The organism is Burkholderia sp. WTPI3 (genome assembly GCF_021483755.1).
In the GTDB taxonomy this organism is placed as follows: domain Bacteria; phylum Pseudomonadota; class Gammaproteobacteria; order Burkholderiales; family Burkholderiaceae; genus Burkholderia.
This window is the reverse complement of sequence record NZ_JAGIXF010000092.1, coordinates 1-21,362: the sequence shown is the minus strand read 5'-3', so window position 1 is coordinate 21,362 and position 21,362 is coordinate 1. Positions and strand designations below refer to the sequence as shown.

At 65.2% G+C, this 21,362-nt stretch carries 20 protein-coding genes, 2 pseudogenes and 1 riboswitch; of the genes and pseudogenes, 12 read left to right on the top strand and 10 right to left on the bottom strand.

All coding sequences use genetic code 11. The features are described 5' to 3' along the window. A pseudogene (locus J7024_RS31140) lies at window positions 1-326 on the bottom strand (F0F1 ATP synthase subunit beta); the annotation flags it as partial. Between the two features lie 337 nt (window positions 327-663). Here J7024_RS31140 and J7024_RS31135 point away from each other — a divergent pair. The 5 genes from J7024_RS31135 to J7024_RS37595 are packed head-to-tail and all read left to right on the top strand — an operon-like array spanning window position 664 to window position 6,102. Further along, complete coding sequence (locus tag J7024_RS31135; protein ID WP_124897296.1) at window positions 664-2,457, top strand: PHA/PHB synthase family protein; 1,794 nt, start codon at window positions 664-666, stop codon at window positions 2,455-2,457. A 9-nt stretch (window positions 2,458-2,466) separates the two neighbouring features. Continuing rightward, on the top strand, window positions 2,467-3,870 hold the full coding sequence (locus J7024_RS31130; RefSeq protein ID WP_124897295.1) for a bifunctional enoyl-CoA hydratase/phosphate acetyltransferase: 1,404 nt from the start codon (window positions 2,467-2,469) through the stop codon (window positions 3,868-3,870). Then, the gene (locus J7024_RS31125) at window positions 3,867-5,057 is read left to right on the top strand and encodes an acetate/propionate family kinase (protein ID WP_124897294.1); all 1,191 of its coding nucleotides are present in this window, start codon (window positions 3,867-3,869) and stop codon (window positions 5,055-5,057) included. Before J7024_RS31130 ends, J7024_RS31125 begins: the two co-directional genes overlap by 4 nt. Further along, on the top strand, window positions 5,054-5,827 hold the full coding sequence (gene fabI / locus J7024_RS31120; protein WP_234745754.1) for an enoyl-ACP reductase FabI: 774 nt from the start codon (window positions 5,054-5,056) through the stop codon (window positions 5,825-5,827). Before J7024_RS31125 ends, fabI begins: the two co-directional genes overlap by 4 nt. A gap of 17 nt (window positions 5,828-5,844) precedes the next feature. Beyond that, window positions 5,845-6,102 (top strand): hypothetical protein, encoded by a 258-nt coding sequence (locus J7024_RS37595; protein WP_175750931.1) that lies wholly within the window; start codon window positions 5,845-5,847, stop codon window positions 6,100-6,102. Window positions 6,103-6,177: 75 nt separating this feature from the next. Here the strand turns inward: J7024_RS37595 and J7024_RS31110 are convergent, their stop codons facing one another. Continuing rightward, window positions 6,178-6,537 (bottom strand): hypothetical protein, encoded by a 360-nt coding sequence (locus tag J7024_RS31110; protein ID WP_175750930.1) that lies wholly within the window; start codon window positions 6,535-6,537, stop codon window positions 6,178-6,180. 72 nt (window positions 6,538-6,609) lie between these two features. Then, window positions 6,610-6,713, bottom strand: a riboswitch (SAM-I-IV-variant riboswitch). Between the two features lie 229 nt (window positions 6,714-6,942). Between J7024_RS31110 and J7024_RS31105 the strand changes: the two genes are divergently transcribed. Beyond that, window positions 6,943-7,257: a helicase gene (locus tag J7024_RS31105; RefSeq protein ID WP_124897292.1), complete on the top strand. Its 315-nt coding sequence runs from the start codon at window positions 6,943-6,945 to the stop codon at window positions 7,255-7,257. Window positions 7,258-7,577: 320 nt separating this feature from the next. After that, entirely contained in the window at window positions 7,578-7,838 is a 261-nt protein-coding gene (locus J7024_RS31100) for a hypothetical protein (protein WP_234745752.1), read from the top strand. Here the strand turns inward: J7024_RS31100 and bfr are convergent. The 5 genes from bfr to J7024_RS31075 form a co-directional block, all read right to left on the bottom strand. After that, the gene (bfr, locus tag J7024_RS31095) at window positions 7,802-8,281 is read right to left on the bottom strand and encodes a bacterioferritin (protein WP_124897291.1); all 480 of its coding nucleotides are present in this window, start codon (window positions 8,279-8,281) and stop codon (window positions 7,802-7,804) included. The genes J7024_RS31100 and bfr overlap by 37 nt on opposite strands. Before the next feature lie 433 nt (window positions 8,282-8,714). After that, window positions 8,715-9,764, bottom strand: coding sequence for a helix-turn-helix domain-containing protein (locus tag J7024_RS31090; RefSeq protein ID WP_124897290.1), 1,050 nt, complete (start codon window positions 9,762-9,764; stop codon window positions 8,715-8,717). Between the two features lie 145 nt (window positions 9,765-9,909). Further along, a complete protein-coding gene (locus J7024_RS31085) occupies window positions 9,910-11,436 on the bottom strand; it encodes an amidase (protein ID WP_124897289.1) in 1,527 nt (508 codons plus the stop codon). A gap of 56 nt (window positions 11,437-11,492) precedes the next feature. Next, a complete protein-coding gene (gene oxdA, locus J7024_RS31080; RefSeq protein ID WP_124897288.1) occupies window positions 11,493-12,557 on the bottom strand; it encodes an aliphatic aldoxime dehydratase in 1,065 nt (354 codons plus the stop codon). Between the two features lie 75 nt (window positions 12,558-12,632). Beyond that, entirely contained in the window at window positions 12,633-13,529 is an 897-nt protein-coding gene (locus J7024_RS31075) for a transporter (protein WP_124897287.1), read from the bottom strand. 481 nt (window positions 13,530-14,010) lie between these two features. Here J7024_RS31075 and nthA point away from each other — a divergent pair, with 481 nt between their 5' ends. Genes nthA through J7024_RS37200 form a run of 4 tightly spaced genes read left to right on the top strand, consistent with a single transcriptional unit; the run spans window position 14,011 to window position 16,724 of the window. Further along, window positions 14,011-14,610: a nitrile hydratase subunit alpha gene (gene nthA, locus J7024_RS31070; RefSeq protein WP_175858365.1), complete on the top strand. Its 600-nt coding sequence runs from the start codon at window positions 14,011-14,013 to the stop codon at window positions 14,608-14,610. A gap of 41 nt (window positions 14,611-14,651) precedes the next feature. Next, window positions 14,652-15,305, top strand: a complete 654-nt coding sequence (gene nthB, locus J7024_RS31065; RefSeq protein ID WP_124897285.1) for a nitrile hydratase subunit beta — start codon at window positions 14,652-14,654, stop codon at window positions 15,303-15,305. Continuing rightward, the gene (locus J7024_RS31060; RefSeq protein ID WP_234745749.1) at window positions 15,302-16,558 is read left to right on the top strand and encodes a GTP-binding protein; all 1,257 of its coding nucleotides are present in this window, start codon (window positions 15,302-15,304) and stop codon (window positions 16,556-16,558) included. Before nthB ends, J7024_RS31060 begins: the two co-directional genes overlap by 4 nt. Window positions 16,559-16,601: 43 nt before the next feature. After that, entirely contained in the window at window positions 16,602-16,724 is a 123-nt protein-coding gene (locus J7024_RS37200) for a hypothetical protein (RefSeq protein ID WP_260439147.1), read from the top strand. A gap of 462 nt (window positions 16,725-17,186) precedes the next feature. Here J7024_RS37200 and J7024_RS31055 read toward each other — a convergent pair whose 3' ends face one another. Continuing rightward, complete coding sequence (locus tag J7024_RS31055) at window positions 17,187-18,587, bottom strand: APC family permease (RefSeq protein ID WP_234745748.1); 1,401 nt, start codon at window positions 18,585-18,587, stop codon at window positions 17,187-17,189. Between the two features lie 76 nt (window positions 18,588-18,663). Beyond that, window positions 18,664-20,307, bottom strand: coding sequence for a carboxylesterase/lipase family protein (locus J7024_RS31050; RefSeq protein WP_234745747.1), 1,644 nt, complete (start codon window positions 20,305-20,307; stop codon window positions 18,664-18,666). Between the two features lie 80 nt (window positions 20,308-20,387). On the opposite strand from J7024_RS31050, the gene J7024_RS31045 reads away from it, so the two are divergent. Further along, entirely contained in the window at window positions 20,388-20,939 is a 552-nt protein-coding gene (locus J7024_RS31045; protein ID WP_124897280.1) for a TetR/AcrR family transcriptional regulator, read from the top strand. A gap of 202 nt (window positions 20,940-21,141) precedes the next feature. On the opposite strand, the pseudogene J7024_RS31040 reads toward J7024_RS31045, so the two are convergent. Then, window positions 21,142-21,362 (bottom strand): annotated as a pseudogene (locus tag J7024_RS31040) (IclR family transcriptional regulator); the annotation flags it as partial.

The following is a 21,362-nucleotide window of genomic DNA, read 5'->3' as shown; positions in this document are numbered from 1 at the left end:
CCGGGCGCGCCCGTCATGGTCAGCGGCCGGCCCAGCACGCGCTCGCCCACGGGCACCCGCAGCGGGCCGCCGTGCGGCCGGACCGTCATGCCGCGCCGCAAGCCGCCGGTCGGCGCGAGCGCGAGTGCGCGCACGGCGGTTTCGCTCAGGTGCGCGTGCACCTCGGCCGTCACCGGTGCCGCGCCGTCGACGACGATGTCGAGCGCGTCGTTCAGCGCGGGCAGCGCGTACGCGTCGAACTCGACGTCCAGCACGGCGCCGCGCACGGCCAACACCCGGCCGTCGCGGTGCGCGTGCGCGGCGTGTTCCGCCTGTTCGGAGGTCAACCCTCGATCGATCGTCACCGTGTGTCTGCCCGCTATCGTTGGGTACTGCGTCACGGTAACGGCTGCTCACGTTCCCGGGCTGATCCGCGTCAAGGAATGATCAGCGCGCGCTTCGCCGCTCCAGGGCAGGCGACGACCGGCTCGAAGGCTCCCATGACACCTTGATGACGCACCCGTAAATTAAGGAACGACTTCATTTGACGCAAATCAGCGTCGCCGGCCCGGCCGACGCTAGAGTGGTTCACGGCGCGGGTTCGTCATGGAGCCGCGAACCGGCCCCATATCCACCGCCCGTTTTTCCTGGCGGCCCACAGCAAGCACTTTCGAGGGAAAACCGATGGATACGCCGCGGCAACCTCCGCAAGACGCGCCCGCGCACCGCGCATGGCCGGCAACCGATCGTCCGGCGGACAACCCGTTCCGTGCGCTGGATTTCGCCAAGGAAGCCGCGTTGGCGCGGCTGACCGCCGGCCTGTCCCCCGCCGCGCTTCAGCTCGCATTCTCGGACTGGCTGATTCATCTGGCCGCCGCGCCCGGCAAACGCCTCGAACTGGCGTCGCTCGCGGCCCGCGAAGCGGCCCGAGCCCTCGCCTATGCCGGTCATGCGGCAACCGGGGCCGTCGCCGAACCGTTCGCACAGCCCTGCGCAGGCGATACGCGATTCAGCGATGCCCTGTGGCAAATCGAACCCTATCGCTTCTGGCAGCAATCGTTCCTGATGACCGAGCACTGGTGGCGCGCCGCGACCTGCGACGTACCCGGCACCTCGCGCCACCATGAAGCGGTCGTCGCGTTCTGCATGCGGCAATGGCTCGACGCGTTCGCTCCCGCGAATTACCTCTGGTCGAACCCGGCGGTCATGCAACGTACCGTCATGTCGTTCGGCGCCAATCTCGCACAAGGCGCGTTCAACCTGCTCGACGACCTGACCCGCATCGCGACCCGGCAGCCGCCGGCTGGCGTCGACGCGTTCAAGGTCGGCATCGACATCGCGGCAACCCCCGGGCGCGTCGTGTTCCGCAATCACCTGATCGAACTGATTCAGTATCGACCGACGACCGCCGAGGTGGACCCCGAACCCGTGTTGATCGTGCCGGCCTGGATCATGAAGTACTACATCCTCGACCTGTCGCCGCACAATTCGCTGATCCGTTACCTGGTCAGCCAGGGACGCACGGTGTTCTGCATTTCGTGGCGCAACGTCGACGCGGACGACCGGGATCTCGGCATGGACGACTATCGCCGGCTCGGTGTAATGGCCGCGCTGGACGCGGTATCGGCGATCGTTCCGGGCCGCCGGATTCATGCAGCCGGCTACTGCCTCGGCGGCACGCTGCTGTCGATCGCGGCGGCCGCGATGGCGAACGCACACGACGACCGGCTGGCAACTGTGACGATGCTTGCCGCGCAAACGGATTTCACCGAGCCTGGCGAGCTGCAACTCTTCATCGACGACAGCGAGATCCATTTTCTCGAAAGCATGATGTGGGAGCGCGGCTACCTGGAAGCCGGACAGATGAGCGGTGCATTCCAGATGCTGCAATCGAACGACCTGATCTGGTCGCGCGGCGTGCACGACTACCTGCTCGGCGAGCGCACGCCGGTATTCGACCTGATGGCGTGGAACGCCGACGCGACCCGGATGCCGTACCGGATGCATGCCGAGTATCTGCGGAAGCTGTTTCTCGACAACGACCTGGCGTGCAACCGCCTGGTCGTCGACGGGAGCGCGGTGTCGCTGCTCAACCTCCGGATGCCGGTGTTCGCCGTGGGCACCGAGCAGGATCACGTCGCGCCCTGGCATTCCGTCTACAAGATCCATTACCTGACGGACACCTGCGTTACCTTCGTGTTGACGACGGGGGGGCACAACGCCGGTATCGTCAGCGAACCCGGGCATCCGGGCCGGCACTACCGGATCAAGTCCACGCGCGCGATGGACCCGAACCTGTCGCCCGACGAATGGGCGGACCGTGCGACCGTGCAGGAGGGATCGTGGTGGTCCGCCTGGCACCTGTGGCTGGCCGAACATTCCGACGGCCAACGCGGGCCGCCGCCGGCCCTCGGGGCGGGCGATCCCGACGCCGCCGGGCTTGGCGACGCGCCGGGCACCTACGTTTTCCAGAAATAGGCGGCCGACATGAATCAGGAACGCCTGACCAACCGCCCGTTCGATACGCTTGCGATCGGGGATAGCGCATCGCTCACGCGCACCGCGTCCCGGGACGACATCGATCTTTTCGCCGCGTTGTCCGGCGACGTGAATCCGGCGCATGTCGATGCGGCGTTCGCCGCGCACGACCCGTTCGGCCACGTCGTGGTGCATGGCATGTGGACCGGGGCGCTGGTATCTGCCGTACTCGGCACGCAGTTGCCCGGGCCGGGCACGATCTATCTGGACCAGACACTCGAATTTCGCCACCCGGTCGCGCCGGGCGACACGATTACCGCGACCGTGACCGTGAAGGAAAAGCGCCCCGACAAGCGCATCGTGCTGCTCGACACACGCTGCACCAACCAGGCCGGGCAGGTCGTGTTGACGGGCACGGCCACCGTGATCGCACCGGACCGCCCGCTCACGGTGGAACGCACGCCCCGGCCTGACGTGTCGGTGCGCCGTCACGATCGTTACGAGGCCTTTATCCGCGACGCACGCGCTCGGTCGCCGCTGCGCACCGCGATCGTCCATCCGTGCTCGCCCGACGCGTTGCGCGCCGCGCTCGAAGCGCGCGACGCCAACCTGCTCGATCCGCTGCTGATCGGCCCCGAGGCCAGGATCCGCGCGGTGGCCGACACGGCCCAGGTCAGTCTCGCGGGCATCGATATCGAGCCGGTCGAGCACAGTCACGCCGCGGCGGCGCGCGCGGTCGAGCTGGGTGCGGCGGGCAAGGTCGCGGCGCTCATGAAAGGCAGTCTGCATACGGACGAACTACTGGCCGCCGTCGTGGCCCCGACCTCGGGACTGCGCACCGACCGGCGCATCAGCCATGTCTACGCGATGGACATCCCCGCCTATCCGAAGCCGCTCGTCATCACCGACGCCGCGATCAACATCGCGCCGTCGCTCGACCAGAAGCGCGACATCTGCCAGAACGCGATCGATCTGCTGCGTCTGCTGGGCGTCGAGCAGCCGCATGTCGCCGTGCTGGCGGCGGTCGAAACCGTCAACGCCAGGATGCCCGCCACGCTCGACGCCGCCGCGCTCACCGTGATGGCCGCGCGCGGCCAGATCAGCAACGCGATCGTCGATGGCCCGCTGGCATTCGACAATGCGATCAGCGCCGCCGCCGCGCAATCGAAAGGCATCGGTTCGCCAGTCGCCGGCCGCGCCGACATCCTGCTCGTGCCCGATCTGGAAGCCGGCAACATGCTGGCCAAGCAATTGATGTACTTCGCCGGCGCGGACGGTGCCGGACTGGTGTTGGGCGCCCGCCTGCCGATCATCCTGACGAGCCGTTCGGACAGCCTGCGGGTGCGGCTCGCATCGGCCGCGCTCGCCAAGCTGGTTGCCGAACGCACGGCCGAACGCGGGAGCATTCGATGAACCGACCCTTGCTGATGACCTTCAATGCCGGCTCGTCGACGCTCAAGATCGGCCTGTTCGGCATCGACGGCAGCGTGCCGGTTCATCTCGGGCGCGGCCGGATCGACTTCGGGCATGCGCCGCTGCAGCTTGAATTCGCCGGCCCCGACGGCCCGCTCGCGATTCCACTCGGCGCGACGGCAACGGACGATCTGCACGGCGTGCTCGACGAGGCGCTCGACTGGATCGCCGGTCACCTGCCGATGCATCGGTTGGCGTCGGTCGGGCATCGGGTCGTGCATGGCGGCGACGCGTTTTCCGGACCGGTCGAGATCGATGCGCGCACGCTGCAAGCGATCGAGGCACTGGTTCCGCTCGCCCCGCTGCATCAGCCGCAAAGCCTGCGGCTGATCCGGGCGATTCGCCATCTGCGCCCGCGGTTGCGCCAGTGCGCGTCGTTCGACACGGCGTTCCATCGCAGCCAGGCCGCCTTGGTGCGGCGCTTCGCGATCCCGCGTGCGCTGTTCGACGCGGGCGTCAAGCGTTACGGCTTCCACGGCCTGTCGTACCGGTTCATCGCAACGCGGCTGGCCGCGTCCTATCCGCAACTGGCACAAGGCAAGGTGATCGCCGCGCACCTGGGCAGCGGCGCGAGCCTGTGCTCGCTCGATGCCGGCGTGAGCCGGGACACCAGCATGGGGTTTTCGACCCTCGACGGCATTCCGATGGCGACGCGCTGCGGCGCGCTCGATGCCGGTGTCGTGCTGCATCTGCAGAAGCAGGAGAAGTACACGGTCGACGAGGTCGAGACGATCCTGTATCACCAGTCCGGTCTGCTGGGTGTATCCGGCATCAGTGCGGACAGCCGGGTGCTGGTGGATAATCCCGCGCCTGCCGCGCGGGAGGCGCTGGATCTGTTCGCGTTCCGCATCGCGGGCGAGATCGCACGGTTGGCCACCACGATCGGCGGATTGGACGCGATCGTGTTCACCGCAGGGATCGGCGAGCACCAGCCCGGCATACGTGCCGCCATATGCCGATGGCTAGGCTGGCTCGGCGTCGAGATCGACGCCGATGCGAATCTAGCCAATGCCACGGAGATTCACGGCCGCGCCAGCCGCGCTGCGCTCTTGGTCCTGCCGACCGACGAAGAACAGGTCATCGCCGAGGAGACGCTCTCTGTCCTGCATGCCGGAGCCGCGCAATGAGCCCGATCGTCGATTTATCTGGCAAACGCGGGCTGGTAATCGGCATCGCGAATGAAAACAGCATCGCGACGGGATGTGCGAAAAACTACGTTGCCGCCGGCGCGCAGATTGCGGTGACCTATCTGAACGAACGCGCCGAGCCGTTCGTTCGACCGATCGCCGAATCCCTGGCCGCGTCGTTGATCCTGCCGTGCGACGTCACGCGCCCCGGACAACTCGAACAGGTGTTCAGCGCAATCGAAACGCAATGGGGGCAGCTCGATTTCGTGCTTCACTCGATTGCCTTCGCGTCGAGCGGCGCGTTGCACGTGCCGCTCGTCGATTGTTCCGCGGAAGGATTCGCTCTGGCGATGGATGTGTCGTGCCATTCCTTCCTGCGCGCGAGCAAGCTGGCGCTGGCGCTCATGAAAGACGGCGGCAGCCTGACAACCGTCAGTTTCTACGGTGCCGAGCGCGCGGTCGCCCACTACAACGTCATGGGGCCCGTGAAGGCCGCACTGGAATCCAGCGTTCGTTACCTCGCGGCCGATCTTGCCGAACAGCGGATCCATGTACACGCGATCTCCGCAGGCGCGCTGAAAACGCGAGCAGCGTCCGGCATCGACGATTTCGATCGGTTGCTCGACGATGTGCGCGCCCGCACGCCGGCGCATCAACTCGTATCGACCGATGACGTCGGACGTATCGCGGCGTTGCTGGCAAGCGATGCCGGGATGGCGTTAACGGGGTCGACGGTATATGTCGACGGAGGATTTCATGTTGTGGCATGAGGGGACATTGAAATGTGATGCGGCTTGCGCAGAGAGTCGATTCCTTCGACTTCGATCTGACGTCAGATCGGCGGATCGATGTGCTGAAGCGCCACGTCGAGGGTGAGCCGCTGGAACGATTTCAGCATTTGATCTCGGGAAAACGGGACCCTGCACTATTACGCGGCAGGGATCGCATTCGCCGCTTTGGTATGCGCCTGACGCTGGCTGCGCCACGCAAGGGGCAGGCGTTGATCGTTGAGGCCGCGTCGCTTTTCAACAGGCGCGGGTCGTAGGCTTCCTGCACGCGAAAATCGAAAGAATGTGGCTCGGCACCCTGCCGCAGTCGCGATTTGCCGGCTTGTACCCTTTCAGGAGATACGGCGACAAGGCAATTGCCTGGCCTGACATCCATTCTCCGGCACCTTTTCGGACGCTGCCGAACTGCCTCGAACGAAATGATGTTCCATTTTTGAGCGTAGCACGCCATCAAGCGCGGCAAGTTGCTCGCGCAGTCGAACCGCCTGTCCTTCTGGCATTTCGCCAAGAACGATTTTTTGCTCGAGAACGTCGCCGCACCGGGTGACGACCCAACGGTCCACCGAGACTGCTTCACCCTCAAGCACGGCAGAGGCCGTCGAAACGATACCCGGATCCAGTCTCGATACGAGGTGAACCGTATGCGTTAGCGTGAAACCCGGGAGGAAGTGCGACCAGTCGTTGCTGGTCACTGGGGACGGGGAAGAGATAGCCTGGCACATAGACGCTCCGGATAAGTGCTCATCGAACCGGTGCTAGCCATGCCGCTCCCGTTTCGTTGCCGTGAATCGGCCGCATCGCCTCAAAGGCGTCCACCTTGCCCGGGAGGGCAGGTTGGCGTCGGATAGTCCGACTCTGGATGCACAACTTCTGACACATTGTTCGATATATCGAACCTGAAATTTATTATACCGAAAAAATGTCGATGGACAAGCTATTCCGACCGTGACCTCTCGACGTCGAAAGACGTCCGCTCTCGGCAGAATCGCCCCCTGGCAGATTGCCTCGCAGCAACCCCGGCCATCGCACAACATGGTCGATTTTCGATGGATCCTCGTGCAGCGTTAGAATAGCGCCCCTTCTCACAGGAGACGAAAATGTCCTGGTTCGTTTACGAAGTGCCCGAATACCACGAAGACGCTGCGCGCATCGAGCCCTTGAGCGACCTGCGTAGCCGTGTGCTGAAACTCAGCGGTCAGGCCATGGCCGACGAGCTGGAAAGCGTTCGCGAGAACGCCGCGGCGACGGCGGACACCCCCGAGCGCCCCCTGCGTACTCCGGAAAACCCCCATGTCTTTCCGATTCCTTACGCCGACTCCATGATCCTGGTCGGCTTCATCTTCGATCTGAAACGCGAATTCCGGCAACTGGTCGTGTCGCCCGTGGAAATGCCCTGGCTGAAAGACGCGTAAAAGGTGTTCGGACCGAAGCCGACGGAGAATGACTCCGGTTCTGGCGCCGGGTCCGAATATCCAGCGCACGCTGGCGGAAACACATGGAGTGAGTACCGAGACGCATTCGACGTCTTTCACTGCACGTTGCATCCTGGCCACCACGGGGACGTGCGCCCCATCAACAATTGAGTCGAAGGCAAACGCTTCAAGCTCCTCGCGCACTGGCGTCGGGAGCGATCAAGTGACGGCCGCGCGCAGCGCGCCATGTTCCGCTATCGGCGCGGCATCACTTCCCACTTTCTCGTACCCGCAAATTGAGTTGTCGAATCGGGGATTCCATGTCCACGCCCGACGCCCCTGACTCCGCGAACGCGGTCCTGCCGGCCAGTGCGCTGACGATGCTCGCGCTCGGCTGGTACGGGATGCGCAAGGCGCGCAACCGCAACGATTTTCTCGTCGCCGGCCGGCGTCTCGGGCCCGGACTGTATCTCGGCACGATGGCCGCAGGGGTGCTCGGCGGCGCGTCGACGATCGGCACGGTCAATCGGCTATCGTCATGGATTCACGAGTCGAGCGAGGTCATCCCGGACTGCAGGTAGTTCTGGATACCGACCTTCTCGACCAGTTCCAGCTGCGTCTCCAGCCAGTCGATGTGCTCTTCGGTGTCGTCGAGAATGTTCTCGAGGATTTCTCGCGACACGTAATCCTGAACCGATTCGCAGTACGCGATACCTTCCTTGCAGGTTGCCTGTGCCACGCGCTCGAGCTTCAGGTCGCATTCGAGAATCTCTTCCGTGTGCTCGCCGATGAGAAGCTTGTTCAGGTCCTGAAGATTCGGCAACCCGTCGAGCATGAAGATGCGCTCGATGAGTGCGTCCGCATGCTTCATCTCGCCGATCGATTCCTCGTACTCATGCTTGCCCAGTTTGTCGAGTTGCCAATGACGATACATACGGGCGTGCAGGAAATACTGGTTGATCGCCGTCAGTTCATTCTTCAGTTGAGCGTTCAGGTATTCGATGACCTTCTTGTCGCCTTTCATCGCAGCTCTCCCGTTCGGGCCGTGCAGGTGGACGACACGTCCAGAACCTACAATAGTCCGCGACCGGTCCATCCGCAAACGACTTCTGCGCGCATCGGACGGCCTCGGGATACGCCAGGATCGAAGCCCCGAAATACAGGCGACATGATGATTCATATCGTCTCGCAGTACGAATGATTTTGATTCTCTTTACGATTTTCCCGCAACCCCCGCGGCCGTGCGAACGCATGGTGCATTCATGTCGTCAGGCGACGGGCACACTCGCTCGATCGCGTCGGCTCGGGGCTGCCGACGCAATCGTGCAACCGGATCCTGCGTAAACTGACAAACGCCGCTGCCCAGACCAGCAACGCCAGCCCCCAGGCGCCGGTGTTGCTCGCGGCTGCCGTCGTGACCGATACGCCGCTCGACGAAAGCGGACGACTTCGAACCCTCACCCCTGCAGCCGGTCACCCGCGCGCCGCAGTTCGCGCCATGCGCGCGGCGACATCGCAAACCGTTCGCGAAACGCGCGACTGAAATGCGACATGTCGTTGAATCCCCAGCGCAACGCGATGTCGGAAACGCGCAGCACCGCGCATTGCGGGTTCGCGAGATCCTCCGCGCACCGCTCGAGTCGCAGGTTCCACACGTAACGCATCAGCGACGTGTTCTCCGCCTCGAACAGCTTGTTGATGTATCGCGACGAAATCCCCATCGCATGCCCGATGGCCGCCGGGCTCAACTCCGGATCGCGCAGATGCTCCAGCAGATGCCGCTTCACGCGCATCAGCGTCAACGCCTTCATCCGCGACTGCGCGAGATCGTTGCGCTGCAGGCTGCCGAGCGTCATCGCAATCAGTGAAATCGCGGTATCGGACAACTGCAGCACCTCGTCCTCCGACACGTGCCGAATCTGCGACGACATCTGTTCGAGAAACGCCCGCATCACGCTGCCGACGCCCTGCCCTGTCTGAATCGGGCACGCGGTGCGGCGCTCCATGCCGACGACGAGCTGGTTCAACGTCACGCGCGGAATGCTGACGACGATCTCGCGCCACGACTGGCCGAACTGCAGCCGATGCGGCCGCGTTGCGTCGTAGATCGCGAAGTCGCCCGGATACAGCGTGACGATCTTGCCGTCCTGTTCGACCGACTGCGTACCGTCGAGCATCAGTACAGCGAAATACTTGTCTTCGTATTCGTTGCGCGCCTGGCGATAACACCGCGTGACGGCCTGCTCGCTCGCGTGGATCTCCGAGATCCGCATCTTCTCGCATTTGCGCTGGCGCACCTGACCGAAGAAGTCGCTCTTCTGGACGGCCGCGATCTGCACGTCGGCAAAGAGGCGCAGGATCGTCTCGCGCCAGAATTCGATCCGCTGGCTGATCGAGCCTTCGGCCGCGACTTCGATCGACGGGCTCGCCCACTCGCACGACGCGCCGGCGGGAACAGGGTCCGGTACGTCGCGATGCGCGGCGGGAAGGATCGGATACGTTGTCATGATCGTGCCCCACGGGGTTGAGCGAACGAGCTGCCATAGCGTGCCCGTTCAAAAACGCGGTGTCCAACGATTCGGCCGCCGGACACCGCGTTGCGCGCCGGACCGACGTGCGGCGAGGCGCGCAAGCGCTGCCGCGCCCGGCACGTCACGCGAAGGTCGTCCGCCGCCAGTCGGACGATTGTTCATACGCATACGCGCAGCGGTAGATCGTCGCCTCGTCGAAGCGTCGCCCAACCAGTTGCAGCCCGATCGGCAGGTCTTCCGCGACCCCGCACGGCAGCGACATCGCCGGATGCCCCGACACGTCGAACGGCGCGGTGTTCGCAAGCATCTCGAACGCCCGCGTCAGCGACTCGGACATCGCGCAATCAGGCTCGGGCAGCTTCGACGCGCGCATCGGCACCGTCGGCATCAGCAGCAGATCGCAGGACTGCAGCGCCGCGTCGTAATCCGCCCGTAATCGGCGCGCGAGGTTCTGGCATTTCGCGTAGTAGCGGCCGCGGTACCGGCTCGTGAAGTATTCGCCGAGGAGCATCGTCACCTTCACGGTATCCGGCAGTTCGTCGGCCCGTTCGCGCCAGCCCGCGTGGTGATCGATCATGCCGGTCACGTACAGGCCGCCCCAGTTGAAGCCGTGGCTGTTGCCCTTCATCATCTGCTGCGTCGCGCCCTCCGCCGCAATCGGCAACCAGATCGCGGTGCCGGCCGCATGCAGCGGCACCGACACCTCCTCGACGTGCGCGCCCAGCTTGCGCAGCCGGTGCGCGGCCGCGAGCACGGCCTCGTCGACCACGGCTTCGGCATTCGCGAGCCCGAAGGCTTCGCGAAGAATCCCGATCCGCAGGCCGGCGATGCCGTCGCGAATCCTGCCGAGATAATCGGCGCGCGCCGGCAACGCCCGCTGGCGCGGATCGAGCCCGTCGTCGCCGGCGATCACGTCGAGCAGCAGCGCGTTGTCGAGCACGCTGCCCGTCATCGGCCCGAGGTGATCGACCGTCGCCTCGATCGGCATCGCGCCGGTGTACGGCACGAGCCCGTGCGTGGGCTTCATTCCGTAGATGCCGCAGTAGGCGGACGGAATCCGCACCGAGCCGCCCTGATCGCTGCCAAGCGCCAGGTCGACCTCGCCGCTCGCGACCAACGCGCCGCTGCCGGACGACGAGCCGCCGGTCGAGTGCCCCGCCTTGCGCGGGTTGTGCACGGGCCCCGACGCACTGGTGTGCGAGCCGCCGGAAAAACAGTAGTACTCGCAGGTCGACTTGCCGGCGATGGTTGCGCCGGCGTCGAGCATCCGCGTCACGACGGTCGCATCGACGTCGGGCACGTAGCCCTCGAACGTGCTCGCGCCATTGCGCATCGGCACGCCCGCGACGCAGATGTTGTCCTTCACGGCCACCGTCTTGCCATGCAGCTTGCCGGCGCCGGCACCCTGGATCGTGCTCTTGCGCGCCCATGCGCCGTAACGGTTCTCTTCACCTTCGGGGCGGTGGCCGGGCGTACGCGGATACGCGACGACAGGCAGGTAGTCGGGCAGCGCGTCGATCGCGTCGTACGCGTCGAAGTTCGCCTGCAGCGCTTCGTCGTAGTCTGCGAGCTGGCGGGCATCGACATGGAAGCCGAAGCCGGCTGCGATGTCGGACAGTTGTTCGCGGGTCGGGCGTTTGATGGCCATCGACATTCTCCAGTTCGGTAAGCGGCGCCGCCCGCTCCGCGCGGCGCCGGCAGGATTCAGCGGGCGGTGACGGTAGCGACGGCGTCGCGCATCATCCCGGTGCGCGGGTGGCAGTTCACGTATTCGTAGATCTGGTGCTGCGCGTCGAAGACGGACACCTCGTGGTACAGCCGCAGCTTCGAAAGCCCGGTGACGACGCGAAAGAACGTGACGAAGATCCGCAGATGCGTCGGATGGGATTCCGCCCAGCGCTCGAGGCGATCGAGCGAGCGCCAGTGGCCGATGTTGTAGCTCTCGTCGAGCAGGTTGCCGTCGACATCGATCGAGCGCACGTAGCGGTTGCTGTAGCAGCCCACGTCCGTGCCGTTGTCGCGCAGAAATTCCATTCCGCTGCGCAGCGTCGGTTCGATCTCGTCGAGATACAGCCGGCGCTCGTCGCTTTCGGCCGCCCTCCAGTCCTGACCGGAGCGGATCAGCGCGATGTTGTCGTGCGCAAGGACGACCACGCGGCCGCCGCGGGCCGGATCGCCCTCGACGACGCGCAACTCGCCGTCCGCGTTCATCCAGTCCGTCTGCGAGATCGGGAACCGGTCGCGCATCGATCCCCAGTAGCCGTGCTCCTCGATCTCGCCGCTGACGCCGTCCATGATCGCGCCGACGCCGGGGAAATCGTTCGTGAACGCGTACAGCGTCTCGAACTGCTCGGCGCGCGGCGCGACGATTTCCCGGAAGTAGCCGATCCCGTCCGCGAGTCGCGCGTCGGACGCCCACCATGCGGCGAGCGCCGGCGATGCGATCCAGCGCGCGTATGCGGCCGGGTCGCGCCAGTAGCCGACGGCGATCAGGTTCTCGTACCCCTGGTCGTCGGTGTGTTGCGTCAGATCGTGGTGCTTCGGACCGTCCTGCGCGCCGAAATCGGCGACGATGCGGCGCAACGCGGCCAGCGCCGCGGCGCGCTTGTCGGCGCCGCGATACTGCACGCCGAAATAGCCCATCACGACCTGGCTCAGGTCTTGCGCGGCGCGGGCCACGTACATCGGGAACGGCGGCTGATAGTCGTCGGAGACGCGACGCGAAAGCGTGCGCGGGCAAAGCAGGTGCTTGTCGATGGCGGATTCCATGCTGACCTCTCGGTGAAGGCAATCGGGTGTCGAAGGTTCGACGTTCGGGAAACGACGTGACGGACGTCGTGCGCGTCAGAAAATGTGCGCGTAACGCAAGCCGGCCAGCACGCTGTTCCTCGGCCCGTTGTGCACGCTCAGATCGGTGCCGAGCTGGATCTGCACCTGGTCGGCCTTCGTCACGAATTTCGACGCGGTGATCCGCATGCGCGTGGTGCGAAGCGCGTCGTTGTTGTCCACGCCGTCGATGCTCGTTTCACCGCCCCAGAGCTGCGTAATGCCGATCCCGAGCGACGTGCCGGCATCGGGCATGTAACGCACCATCGCCTGTGCGCTGTAGCTCATCCGCTGATGCAGCGTAGCGCCGCTCGCGCCGTACGACGTGTTGTTGCCGTACCAGATCGCGTCGCCGACGAGATCGAGCGCCCACTGCGGCGAAAAGTGCTTGATGTAGGCCGCCTGGAAATCGAGCGACCAGCGATTGGCGCCGAGATTGATGCCGCGGTTCTGGTCGTAGCTCCCGGTCGGCGCATACACGTAGACCGTCGCGGCAGCGACGTCCTTCGCGTCGTTCAGGCGGAATTTCAACGGCGCGGTCAGGATCACGTCGCCGACGCCGTTCGTGCTGCCGAGCGCACTCGCGTTGCCGAAGCCGCTCACGTGACCGAACGGCAGCAACACCTGCGGATCGATCGTGAGCCGGTCGGTGAGCTGGAACACATGCAGCAGACGGGCGATGCCGACGTTGGACTGCAGGTCGAAATCCGGCGTCCGGCTGCCGTTCGCGTAGTACGCGTTCGTCGCGGAATAGTTGTAGTACAGCACGCCGATCGTCGCGCCGGCCGGATATTGCTCATAGTCGCCGGGATCGACCTCGACCGCGCCCGCGTAGTGCGACGCAACCGCCATCAGCGACACGCCGATCCAGCGCGCGATGCGCTTCAGTTTCATTCTGTTGACGCTCTCCATCATGCTCCTCACCTGGATGCGCAGACACCGTCACGCTCGCCGTGCGACGAACGGAAACCGTTGCCGGACGCTGGAATCGCGGGGTGCTGGCTGACTGTTGTTCCGCCGGCACATCGGAGGTGCCGGCGATTCGCGACATCGGACTGCCGTCGCTTGAGGATGAGAATAGAAAGGCAAAATCCGCGTTTCTGTTTTCCGGCGGAACAAGAAATTGGTTGTGGCGGGCCTCCGCCGCCCACGTCATGCCGCGGCCACGGAACGGGCGTCGGCGGCCGTCGCCGCATGCCGGGGAACGCGTCCGCGACCAGGGATTCCGCCGATACGGCGGGTCGCCGCAGCCACCGCTGCGACGGGGCCGCGTCAGCACAGTTTCCGATCCGTGTCGGCAAAGAACCGGCCTTTTTCTCTTCTTACCCTGCTCATCGAGCGTGACCGACACGACGTGGCGGTTGTCGCCCCCCTAACCACAACAAGGAGCCCCACGATGAGCGCGAATCCCTCTTCGGAAACAGTCTCGACGCCCGGCGAACGTGCCCGCGCGCTGTTTCGCGTGATGAAGGAGAAGAACCTGATCCCCAACGGCTATATCGAAGGCCTGACCGAACTGATGTCCACGACCTGGGATCCGGCCAACGGCGCGCGCATCGTCGCGCGTGCATGGGTCGATCCGGCGTTTCGCGAACTGCTGCTGAATGACGGCACGGCCGCGTGCGCGCAGTTCGGCTACACCGGCCCGCAGGGCGAATACATCGTCGCGCTCGAAGACACGCCGACGCTGAAGAACGTGATCGTCTGCAGCCTGTGCTCGTGCACGAACTGGCCGGTGCTCGGGCTGCCGCCCGAGTGGTACAAGGGCTTCGAATATCGGGCGCGGCTCGTCCGCGAAGGGCGCACCGTGCTGCGGGAGCTCGGCACCGACCTGCCCGACGACGTCGTCGTGAAGGTGTGGGACACCAGCGCCGAAAGCCGCTATCTCGTGCTCCCCGTGCGGCCGGCCGGCAGCGAACACATGACCGAGGCGCAACTACGCACCCTCGTCACCAAGGACGTGCTGATCGGCGTCGCGCTGCCGCGCGTGAGCTGAACCGCGCGCATGCACCCATCGACTTCATTCGGAGATCACACATGGACGGTTTTCACGACCTCGGCGGCTTTCAGGGCTTCGGCCCGGTGCCGCACACGATCAACAGCCTCGGCTACAAGCCGGTATTCAAGGAAGACTGGGAACATCTCGCGTACAGCCTGATGTTCGTCGGCGTGGACCAGCTGAAGAAATTCAGCGTCGACGAAGTCCGTCATGCGGTCGAACGCATCGACGTGCGCCAGCACGTCGGCACGCGTTACTACGAGCGCTACGTGATCGCGACGGCGACCCTGCTCGTCGAGACCGGCGTGCTCACGCAGGACGAACTCGACCGCGCGCTCGGTTCGCATTTCCGGCTCGCGAACCCGCCGACCTCCGGCGGCCGGGCCGCACCGCCGGACTCGACACGGTTCGAGGTCGGCGACCGGGTCGTCGTGCGTGACGAATACGTCAGCGGACACATCCGCGCGCCGGGCTACGTTCGCGGCAAGACAGGCGTCGTGCTGCACCGGACGACCGAAACGTGGCCGTTCCCGGACGCGATCGGCCACGGCGACACCGGAGCCGCGCATCAGCCGACCTATCACGTCGAGTTCCGCGTGAAGGATCTGTGGGGCGACGCCGCCGACGACGGCCTCGTCGTGGTCGACCTGTTCGAAGGCTACCTCGATCGCGCAACGGAGCGGCACGCATGACCGCGCCGGGGAATCGGCCGGCATCGGCCGTCCCGCCGCCGAGGATTCCGGTCACCGTGCTGTCCGGTTTCCTCGGCGCAGGGAAAACGACGTTGCTCAATCACGTGCTGCGCAACCGCGCAGGCCTGAAGGTCGCCGTGATCGTCAACGACATGAGCGACGTGAACATCGACGCCGACGACGTGCGGCACAACGTCGAGCTGCATCACGGCGAGGACCAGCTGGTCGAGATGAGCAACGGCTGCATCTGCTGCACGCTGCGTGCCGATCTGCTTGCGCAGATCAGCGCGCTCGCGCGGCAGCGGCGCTTCGACTATCTGCTGATCGAATCGACCGGCATATCGGAGCCGATGCCGGTCGCGGAAACGTTCGCGTTCCTCGACCGGGACGGATTCAGCCTCAGCGAACTCGCGCGGCTCGACACGCTGGTGACGGTGGTGAACGGCGAAACGTTCGAGGATATGGCCGCGTCGGCGGACACGATCGCGCGAGACGAGGCCGCGCCCGGGAGCGACGTCGATGCCCGGCCGCCGCGCAGGTTGTCGGACCTGCTGATCGAGCAGGTCGAATACGCGAACGTCATTCTCGTCAGCCGGTACGACCGTATCGGCGACGCGGGTTTCGAACGGCTGCGCGCAACGCTCGCGTCGCTGAATCCGGCCGCGCGGATACTGCCGATGCAACACGGGGAAATCGATCCGTCCGAGGTACTGGATACGCGCCGCTTCGATCTGCCGTCGCTCGTGGAATCGCCGGGCTGGATGCAGCGCATGAGCACCGACGAGCGGCCGTCGGAAGCGGACGAATACGGCATCACGTCGTGGGTCTACCGCGAGCGCACGCCGTTTCATCCGGGCCGCCTGCTCGCGTGGCTGCGCCGTCCATGGACGAACGGCCGGCTGCTGCGCTGCAAGGGATATCTGTGGGCCGCGCACCGGCATGCGGAGATCGGGATGCTGGTGCAGACGGGCCGCGCGTTTCAGTGGGGCTACGTCGGACGATGGTGGCGCTTCGTTCCGCCGCCGGACTGGCCGCGCGACGACTATCGCCGCGACGGGGTGCTGAAGAAATGGGAAGAGCCGGTCGGCGATTGCCGGCAGGAGATCGTGTTCATCGGACAGGCGGTCGATCGCGCGCGGTTGCAGCGCGAACTGGACGATTGCCTGCTGAGCGTCGATGAAATCGATGCAGGACCGGATTCGTGGGCGTCGCTTCCCGGCGGCGACTCGTTCGATGTGCTCGCGACGACATAGGCAATCGGTCAGGGTGTGCCGGCTCGGCATCGTCGAAGACGAGTTGCCGGACCTCAACCTCGTCGCGCTCAGGCAGGTGACGATCGCGAATCGCCGTGTGCGCGACCACACGACGACGGCAACCGGGTTGAACGGCTCGCTCGCGGACGTCTGGCTCACCGCATGAGCCGCGCGCCCGGCTCGCTCAATTGAAAATCGGAATTCGTTCTTTGGCGATTCGATGCTTCCCATGCTTAACTTTTCGGGCGTGCAAGCGCAGCAATCCGCGTTGCGCGCGGCATCGTCGCGGCAGAACCGTCGCGCTGTCGCATACGGTTTCGAAGCGGCTCGCAAGCAGACCCGGTACTAGCCGGGCCACGCTCTGCGAATACCTTGATCGCAAGATGATTGCATTCGCCACGACGATACGCGACGTAGATCTTGCGGCGCAGTACCGCCAGCGCCGGTCCGGCCGCGTCCGACAGGCGCCAACGCGCCGCGTCGTCGCCGGAAAATCAACGGAAGAACCGACGATGGCCCAGATCGCGCGTCGATGCGACGCACGTCATTTTCGCCATCTACCGCGTCACCATTTTCATATGGATTCCTACTTTATTAGATCGAAATCATCGAACGATTCCCCCCCCGATCAGCTCTCGCTGAGAAATCGCCCGAGCCGCGTATAAACCTCGGGCCGCGCATGCCGCAGCCATGCGGCAAAAACCACGCCAACGCCGGCGATCGCCGGTGTCGTCCACGGCAGTATGGACACGATCGTCGACGACGTACCGGCCATCAGCGACACGTTGCCGATCATCGCGTACAGGAAGTAGCCGAACCCGGCAAAGCTGACTGCGGGAAAGACGGCCCACCGGATGAACGGCGTGTCGCGCTCGCGTCGGGCCGCGAAGAACCGGATCACGGCGAGCGCCGTCAGCGCCTGCACGCACACGATCCCGATGGCGGACGGAATGCTGAGATACGGCGCGATCACCATCACCGGATCGACACGGTAGGCGGCGAACACCACGATCAGGGCGATCATGATCACGGACTGCATGTTCGCGGCCCGGATCGGCAGCCCTTTCCTCGCGCTCAGTTGCCCGAGCGCCTTGAACGCGATGCCGTCGCGGCCGAGCGAATACCAGTAACGCACGGTCGCATTGTTGAAGCTGATGATCGCCGCCAGCATGCTGGTGATCAGCAATGCATTGGTCACCACCACCATCTGCTTACCGAGCACCCGCTCCGTCACGGCGAACCACAGATCCGCGGGCGACTTGACCGCGAGGGCGACGACCTCGGCATAGCCGAATGCGTTGGACATCTGCACCGTCGACACCACGTAGATCGCCATGATGATCGCGACGCTGACATAGGTCGCGACCGGAACCGACCGGCCCGGGTTCCGGACATCGTTCGCGTAGATCACCGTCGTCTCGAAGCCCATGTAGGCCACCACGACGAACACGAGCGACGTGCCGAACTTCCCGGTGAAGACGTTCGCCGGATGAAGCGGCGCGAGGCTGAAGTGCTCGACGCCGCCGCCGGTGGCCGCCACCTTGATGTTGAACGCGACGATCAGCCCGATCTCGACGATCATCAGCAGGAACAGTACAGCGCCGTTGAACTGCACGTTGTTGATCGCGAACACGTGGACCACGGCCGCCGCGCACAGCGTGCTAAGCCACCACGGCACGGCAATACCGGTCAGGCTGTCGATGAAATAGCTGATGTAGAAGCCGAGCAGCGCATAGCACGCGAGCGTGATCACGAAATAGGACGCCACGGCCATGAACGCGGCGCCGACGCCCGCGGGCCGGCCGAGACCTTGCCCGACATATGCGTACAGCGCGCCGGCATTGCGTACGTGACGACTCATCGCGGTGAAGCCGACCGAGAAAAGCAGGTAGATCAGTCCGACGCACAGATAGGAACCGGCGATGCCGATGCCGTTGCCGTACGCGACGCCATACGGCACGCATCCGATGAGGCTGGTAAGCGGCCCGTTCGTGGCGAGCACGAAAAATACGATGGCAATCCAGTTCAAAGGCCGTGAGGGCGCCGATGCCGGGGTTGTCGCTGAAGTCTCCATGTGGGTTCCTTGTCGATGAAGGTGAAATGCATCACGAGCTCGCGTGCTCGGCGCGCCATGCGCGCCGGCGCGCGGCATCGGGGTCGTCCTCGATGCGGCAGATCCGGTCGAAGATTCGTGTCGAACGCGACTCCGGCGTGTAGCGCGGCCACTCCATGGCGGCACGAGCGGACGGATCGCCAAATCGGGCGAAATCGGCCCACGCGCGCCGCATGCGGGCGGCCAGCGCGAATCGTTCGTCGCCCGCGTCGGCCGCATAACGTGCGTCCGGGAAATCGGCCGAATCCCAGGCCGGCAGCGAATAATCGAGCGTGCCGAACACGAACGGAATCTCGGCGCCGTGAATCGAGTAGCGGCCGCCGCAACACGCAAATTCCCAGTCGAAGCGATACATGAACGTGTCCGCATGGCGGCCGTTGCGTTCCGCCAGCGTCACGGCGGGGATCCAGAACAGGATGTCGGTCAGGTCGCGACCGATCGTGCCGGGGGCGTCCGCATGCGTGCTCGCGGCGGCGGCGGCGGCTTGCGCCGCATCGTCGGGACCGAGGCTGAACGGGCCGAGGCCGCGTTCCAGCGCGCGACGGTGATCGCTCCAGTCAGGCAGACCGTGTTCGAGCAACCGCGGCTCCAGAAAATACGCCGCCTCGTGCCGCGTCGTACCGATCATCATCGGCACCGCCGCGTGCAGCCCGCCCGACGCATCGATGACGACGCCATCGTCGACCGGCCAGAACGCGGTATATCCGTATCGGTCGATCAGTTGCCGCGCGGCCGCGAGAATCCGCTCGTCCGGGAGGTCGCCGAGCGCGCGCGCGTGAGCGCCGAGCAGCGCCAGAAACGCATCGGCCCGCTCGCGCGCCTGCTGCCGCGACAGCGTGGCGACGAACGCGCCGCTCTGGATCACGGCCTTGTGGAACAGCCCATGGGCCGACGGCATCATCGTCAGCGCGCAGATCTTGCCGCCGCCGCCCGACTCGCCGAACAGCGTCACGTTGTCCGGGTCGCCGCCGAACGCCGCGATATTCGCCGCGATCCATTCGAGGGCCAGCACGATGTCCTGTTGTCCGAGATTGGCCGTACTCGATGCGCCGTCGTCCCTGTCGTCGAGGTACAGGTAGCCGAACGCATTGAGGCGATGGTTGATCGACACGACGACCACCTGCTGTTCGTCGGACAGCGTCCGGCCGTCGTACAGCGACAGGTTCGCGGAACCCGACAGATAGGCGCCGCCATGCAGCCACACCATCACCGGCAAACGATCGCCCGGCGTCGCGCCGGCGGGCATCCACACGTTCAGGTTGAGACAGGCCGCCGAGTGTGCGCCGTCGAACTGCCACGCCGGCAAGTCGTCGTTGACCTGCGGGCAGGCATCGCCATAGGCGCGGCAATCGCGCATGCCGTCCCACGCCGGCGCCGCAATCGGCGGCCGGAATCGCGACATGCCGCCTCTCGTCAATCCGTAAGGTATGCCAAGAAATCGCATGCTCTCGCCGCTGCGACTGCCCTGGATCCTCCCCTGCGCAAGCGTCAACACCCCGTCGACGCGCGCGGGACACGCGGCTACATCCTGAAAGCTGGTTTGCATACTCGTCGTTCCGGCAATGCGGTGGATCACGGCGATTCGCATCGTGCGAATTCGAACTAAACCGTCCAGCCGGTACAGTATCGAAACCAAAAAAAATCGCAACCGGAATTTGTATAATGCACCGTCCAGCCGGTATGAACGATTTCGGCAGTTGATCCCACAGGCATCCCATGAAAGAGAACATCGATAGCGACATTGGCGAGACCAAGAGAAAAATATTCGAAGCTTCTCGAAAAATTCTCCAGGACAAGGGCATCCTGGGACTTACCCTAGCCGAAGCGGCGGCGGTTGCCGGCGTCAGCAAAGGCGGGCTGCTCTACCATTTCGCGAGCAAGTCGGAGCTTCTGGCCGGCCTGTTGCACTTCGAAGCGTCGACGTTCGAGCAGGCCGTCACGGACGCCGCGCTTGCCGACGGAGAGCCGGGTGCATGGACGCGTGCGTATATCATCGCCAGTTCCGAACAGGCGCTGGAGGGGAAAAGCCTGTCGGCCGTGATCGGAAGCCTGCTGCTCGAGCCGAGCCTGTTGCCCGTCTACGCGAGCCATGCTGCCCGCTGGGCGGAATTGCTGGGCCGCGATCGACTGCCGGAGCGGACCGCGCACATCATTCGCTTCGCCGTGGAAGGCCTGTGGTTCGATGAGGTGTGCGGATTGCGTCCGCTAAATCCCGAACAACGTGCGGCATTCATCGACGAACTGCTCGAGATGACGCGCCCGGCCTGAAGCGGCCGCGGCGCTCGCGCGCATCGCTCGACGGCGAAACAAACGCAGCGCGCGAGAATCGGTGCCGACGCACCGACGCACCGACGCACCGACGCACCGGCGGCCCGGTGCGCCGAACGACCTGCGCACGCGGAATCAGCGACACGCCGGCCGCGGCGCCTTCGTCACGAAAACGCGCGTTTCGATACCGCCGTGCGCCACGTTACGGCTTCGCCGCTCGCTTGCGCGCCGGTGTTTTCGGCGCACCCGCCGGCTCCGGCTTCACCGGCACGCTGCCCGCGCCCGCATGTTTGAACCACGGGGAACCGAGCGTGGCCGCGCTCATGTCCGACGCTGCTTCGAGCAGCAACGGCGCGAGTTCCTTGAGCCGGGATTCCGGCAGGCGACTCGTGGGGCCGGCCAGACTCACGATGCCGACCACCT

Excerpts from the sequence above, each read along its gene's own strand:
- J7024_RS31135 (WP_124897296.1), top strand. The coding sequence starts at position 664 with ATGGATACGCCGCGGCAACCTCCGCAAGACGCGCCCGCGCACCGCGCA.
- J7024_RS31130 (WP_124897295.1), top strand. The coding sequence starts at position 2,467 with ATGAATCAGGAACGCCTGACCAACCGCCCGTTCGATACGCTTGCGATC.
- J7024_RS31125 (WP_124897294.1), top strand. The coding sequence starts at position 3,867 with ATGAACCGACCCTTGCTGATGACCTTCAATGCCGGCTCGTCGACGCTC.
- fabI (WP_234745754.1), top strand. The coding sequence starts at position 5,054 with ATGAGCCCGATCGTCGATTTATCTGGCAAACGCGGGCTGGTAATCGGC.
- J7024_RS37595 (WP_175750931.1), top strand. The coding sequence starts at position 5,845 with ATGCGGCTTGCGCAGAGAGTCGATTCCTTCGACTTCGATCTGACGTCA.
- J7024_RS31105 (WP_124897292.1), top strand. The coding sequence starts at position 6,943 with ATGTCCTGGTTCGTTTACGAAGTGCCCGAATACCACGAAGACGCTGCG.
- J7024_RS31100 (WP_234745752.1), top strand. The coding sequence starts at position 7,578 with ATGTCCACGCCCGACGCCCCTGACTCCGCGAACGCGGTCCTGCCGGCC.
- bfr (WP_124897291.1), bottom strand. The coding sequence starts at position 8,281 with ATGAAAGGCGACAAGAAGGTCATCGAATACCTGAACGCTCAACTGAAG.
- J7024_RS31090 (WP_124897290.1), bottom strand. The coding sequence starts at position 9,764 with ATGACAACGTATCCGATCCTTCCCGCCGCGCATCGCGACGTACCGGAC.
- J7024_RS31085 (WP_124897289.1), bottom strand. The coding sequence starts at position 11,436 with ATGGCCATCAAACGCCCGACCCGCGAACAACTGTCCGACATCGCAGCC.
- oxdA (WP_124897288.1), bottom strand. The coding sequence starts at position 12,557 with ATGGAATCCGCCATCGACAAGCACCTGCTTTGCCCGCGCACGCTTTCG.
- J7024_RS31075 (WP_124897287.1), bottom strand. The coding sequence starts at position 13,529 with ATGATGGAGAGCGTCAACAGAATGAAACTGAAGCGCATCGCGCGCTGG.
- nthA (WP_175858365.1), top strand. The coding sequence starts at position 14,011 with ATGAGCGCGAATCCCTCTTCGGAAACAGTCTCGACGCCCGGCGAACGT.
- nthB (WP_124897285.1), top strand. The coding sequence starts at position 14,652 with ATGGACGGTTTTCACGACCTCGGCGGCTTTCAGGGCTTCGGCCCGGTG.
- J7024_RS31060 (WP_234745749.1), top strand. The coding sequence starts at position 15,302 with ATGACCGCGCCGGGGAATCGGCCGGCATCGGCCGTCCCGCCGCCGAGG.
- J7024_RS31045 (WP_124897280.1), top strand. The coding sequence starts at position 20,388 with ATGAAAGAGAACATCGATAGCGACATTGGCGAGACCAAGAGAAAAATA.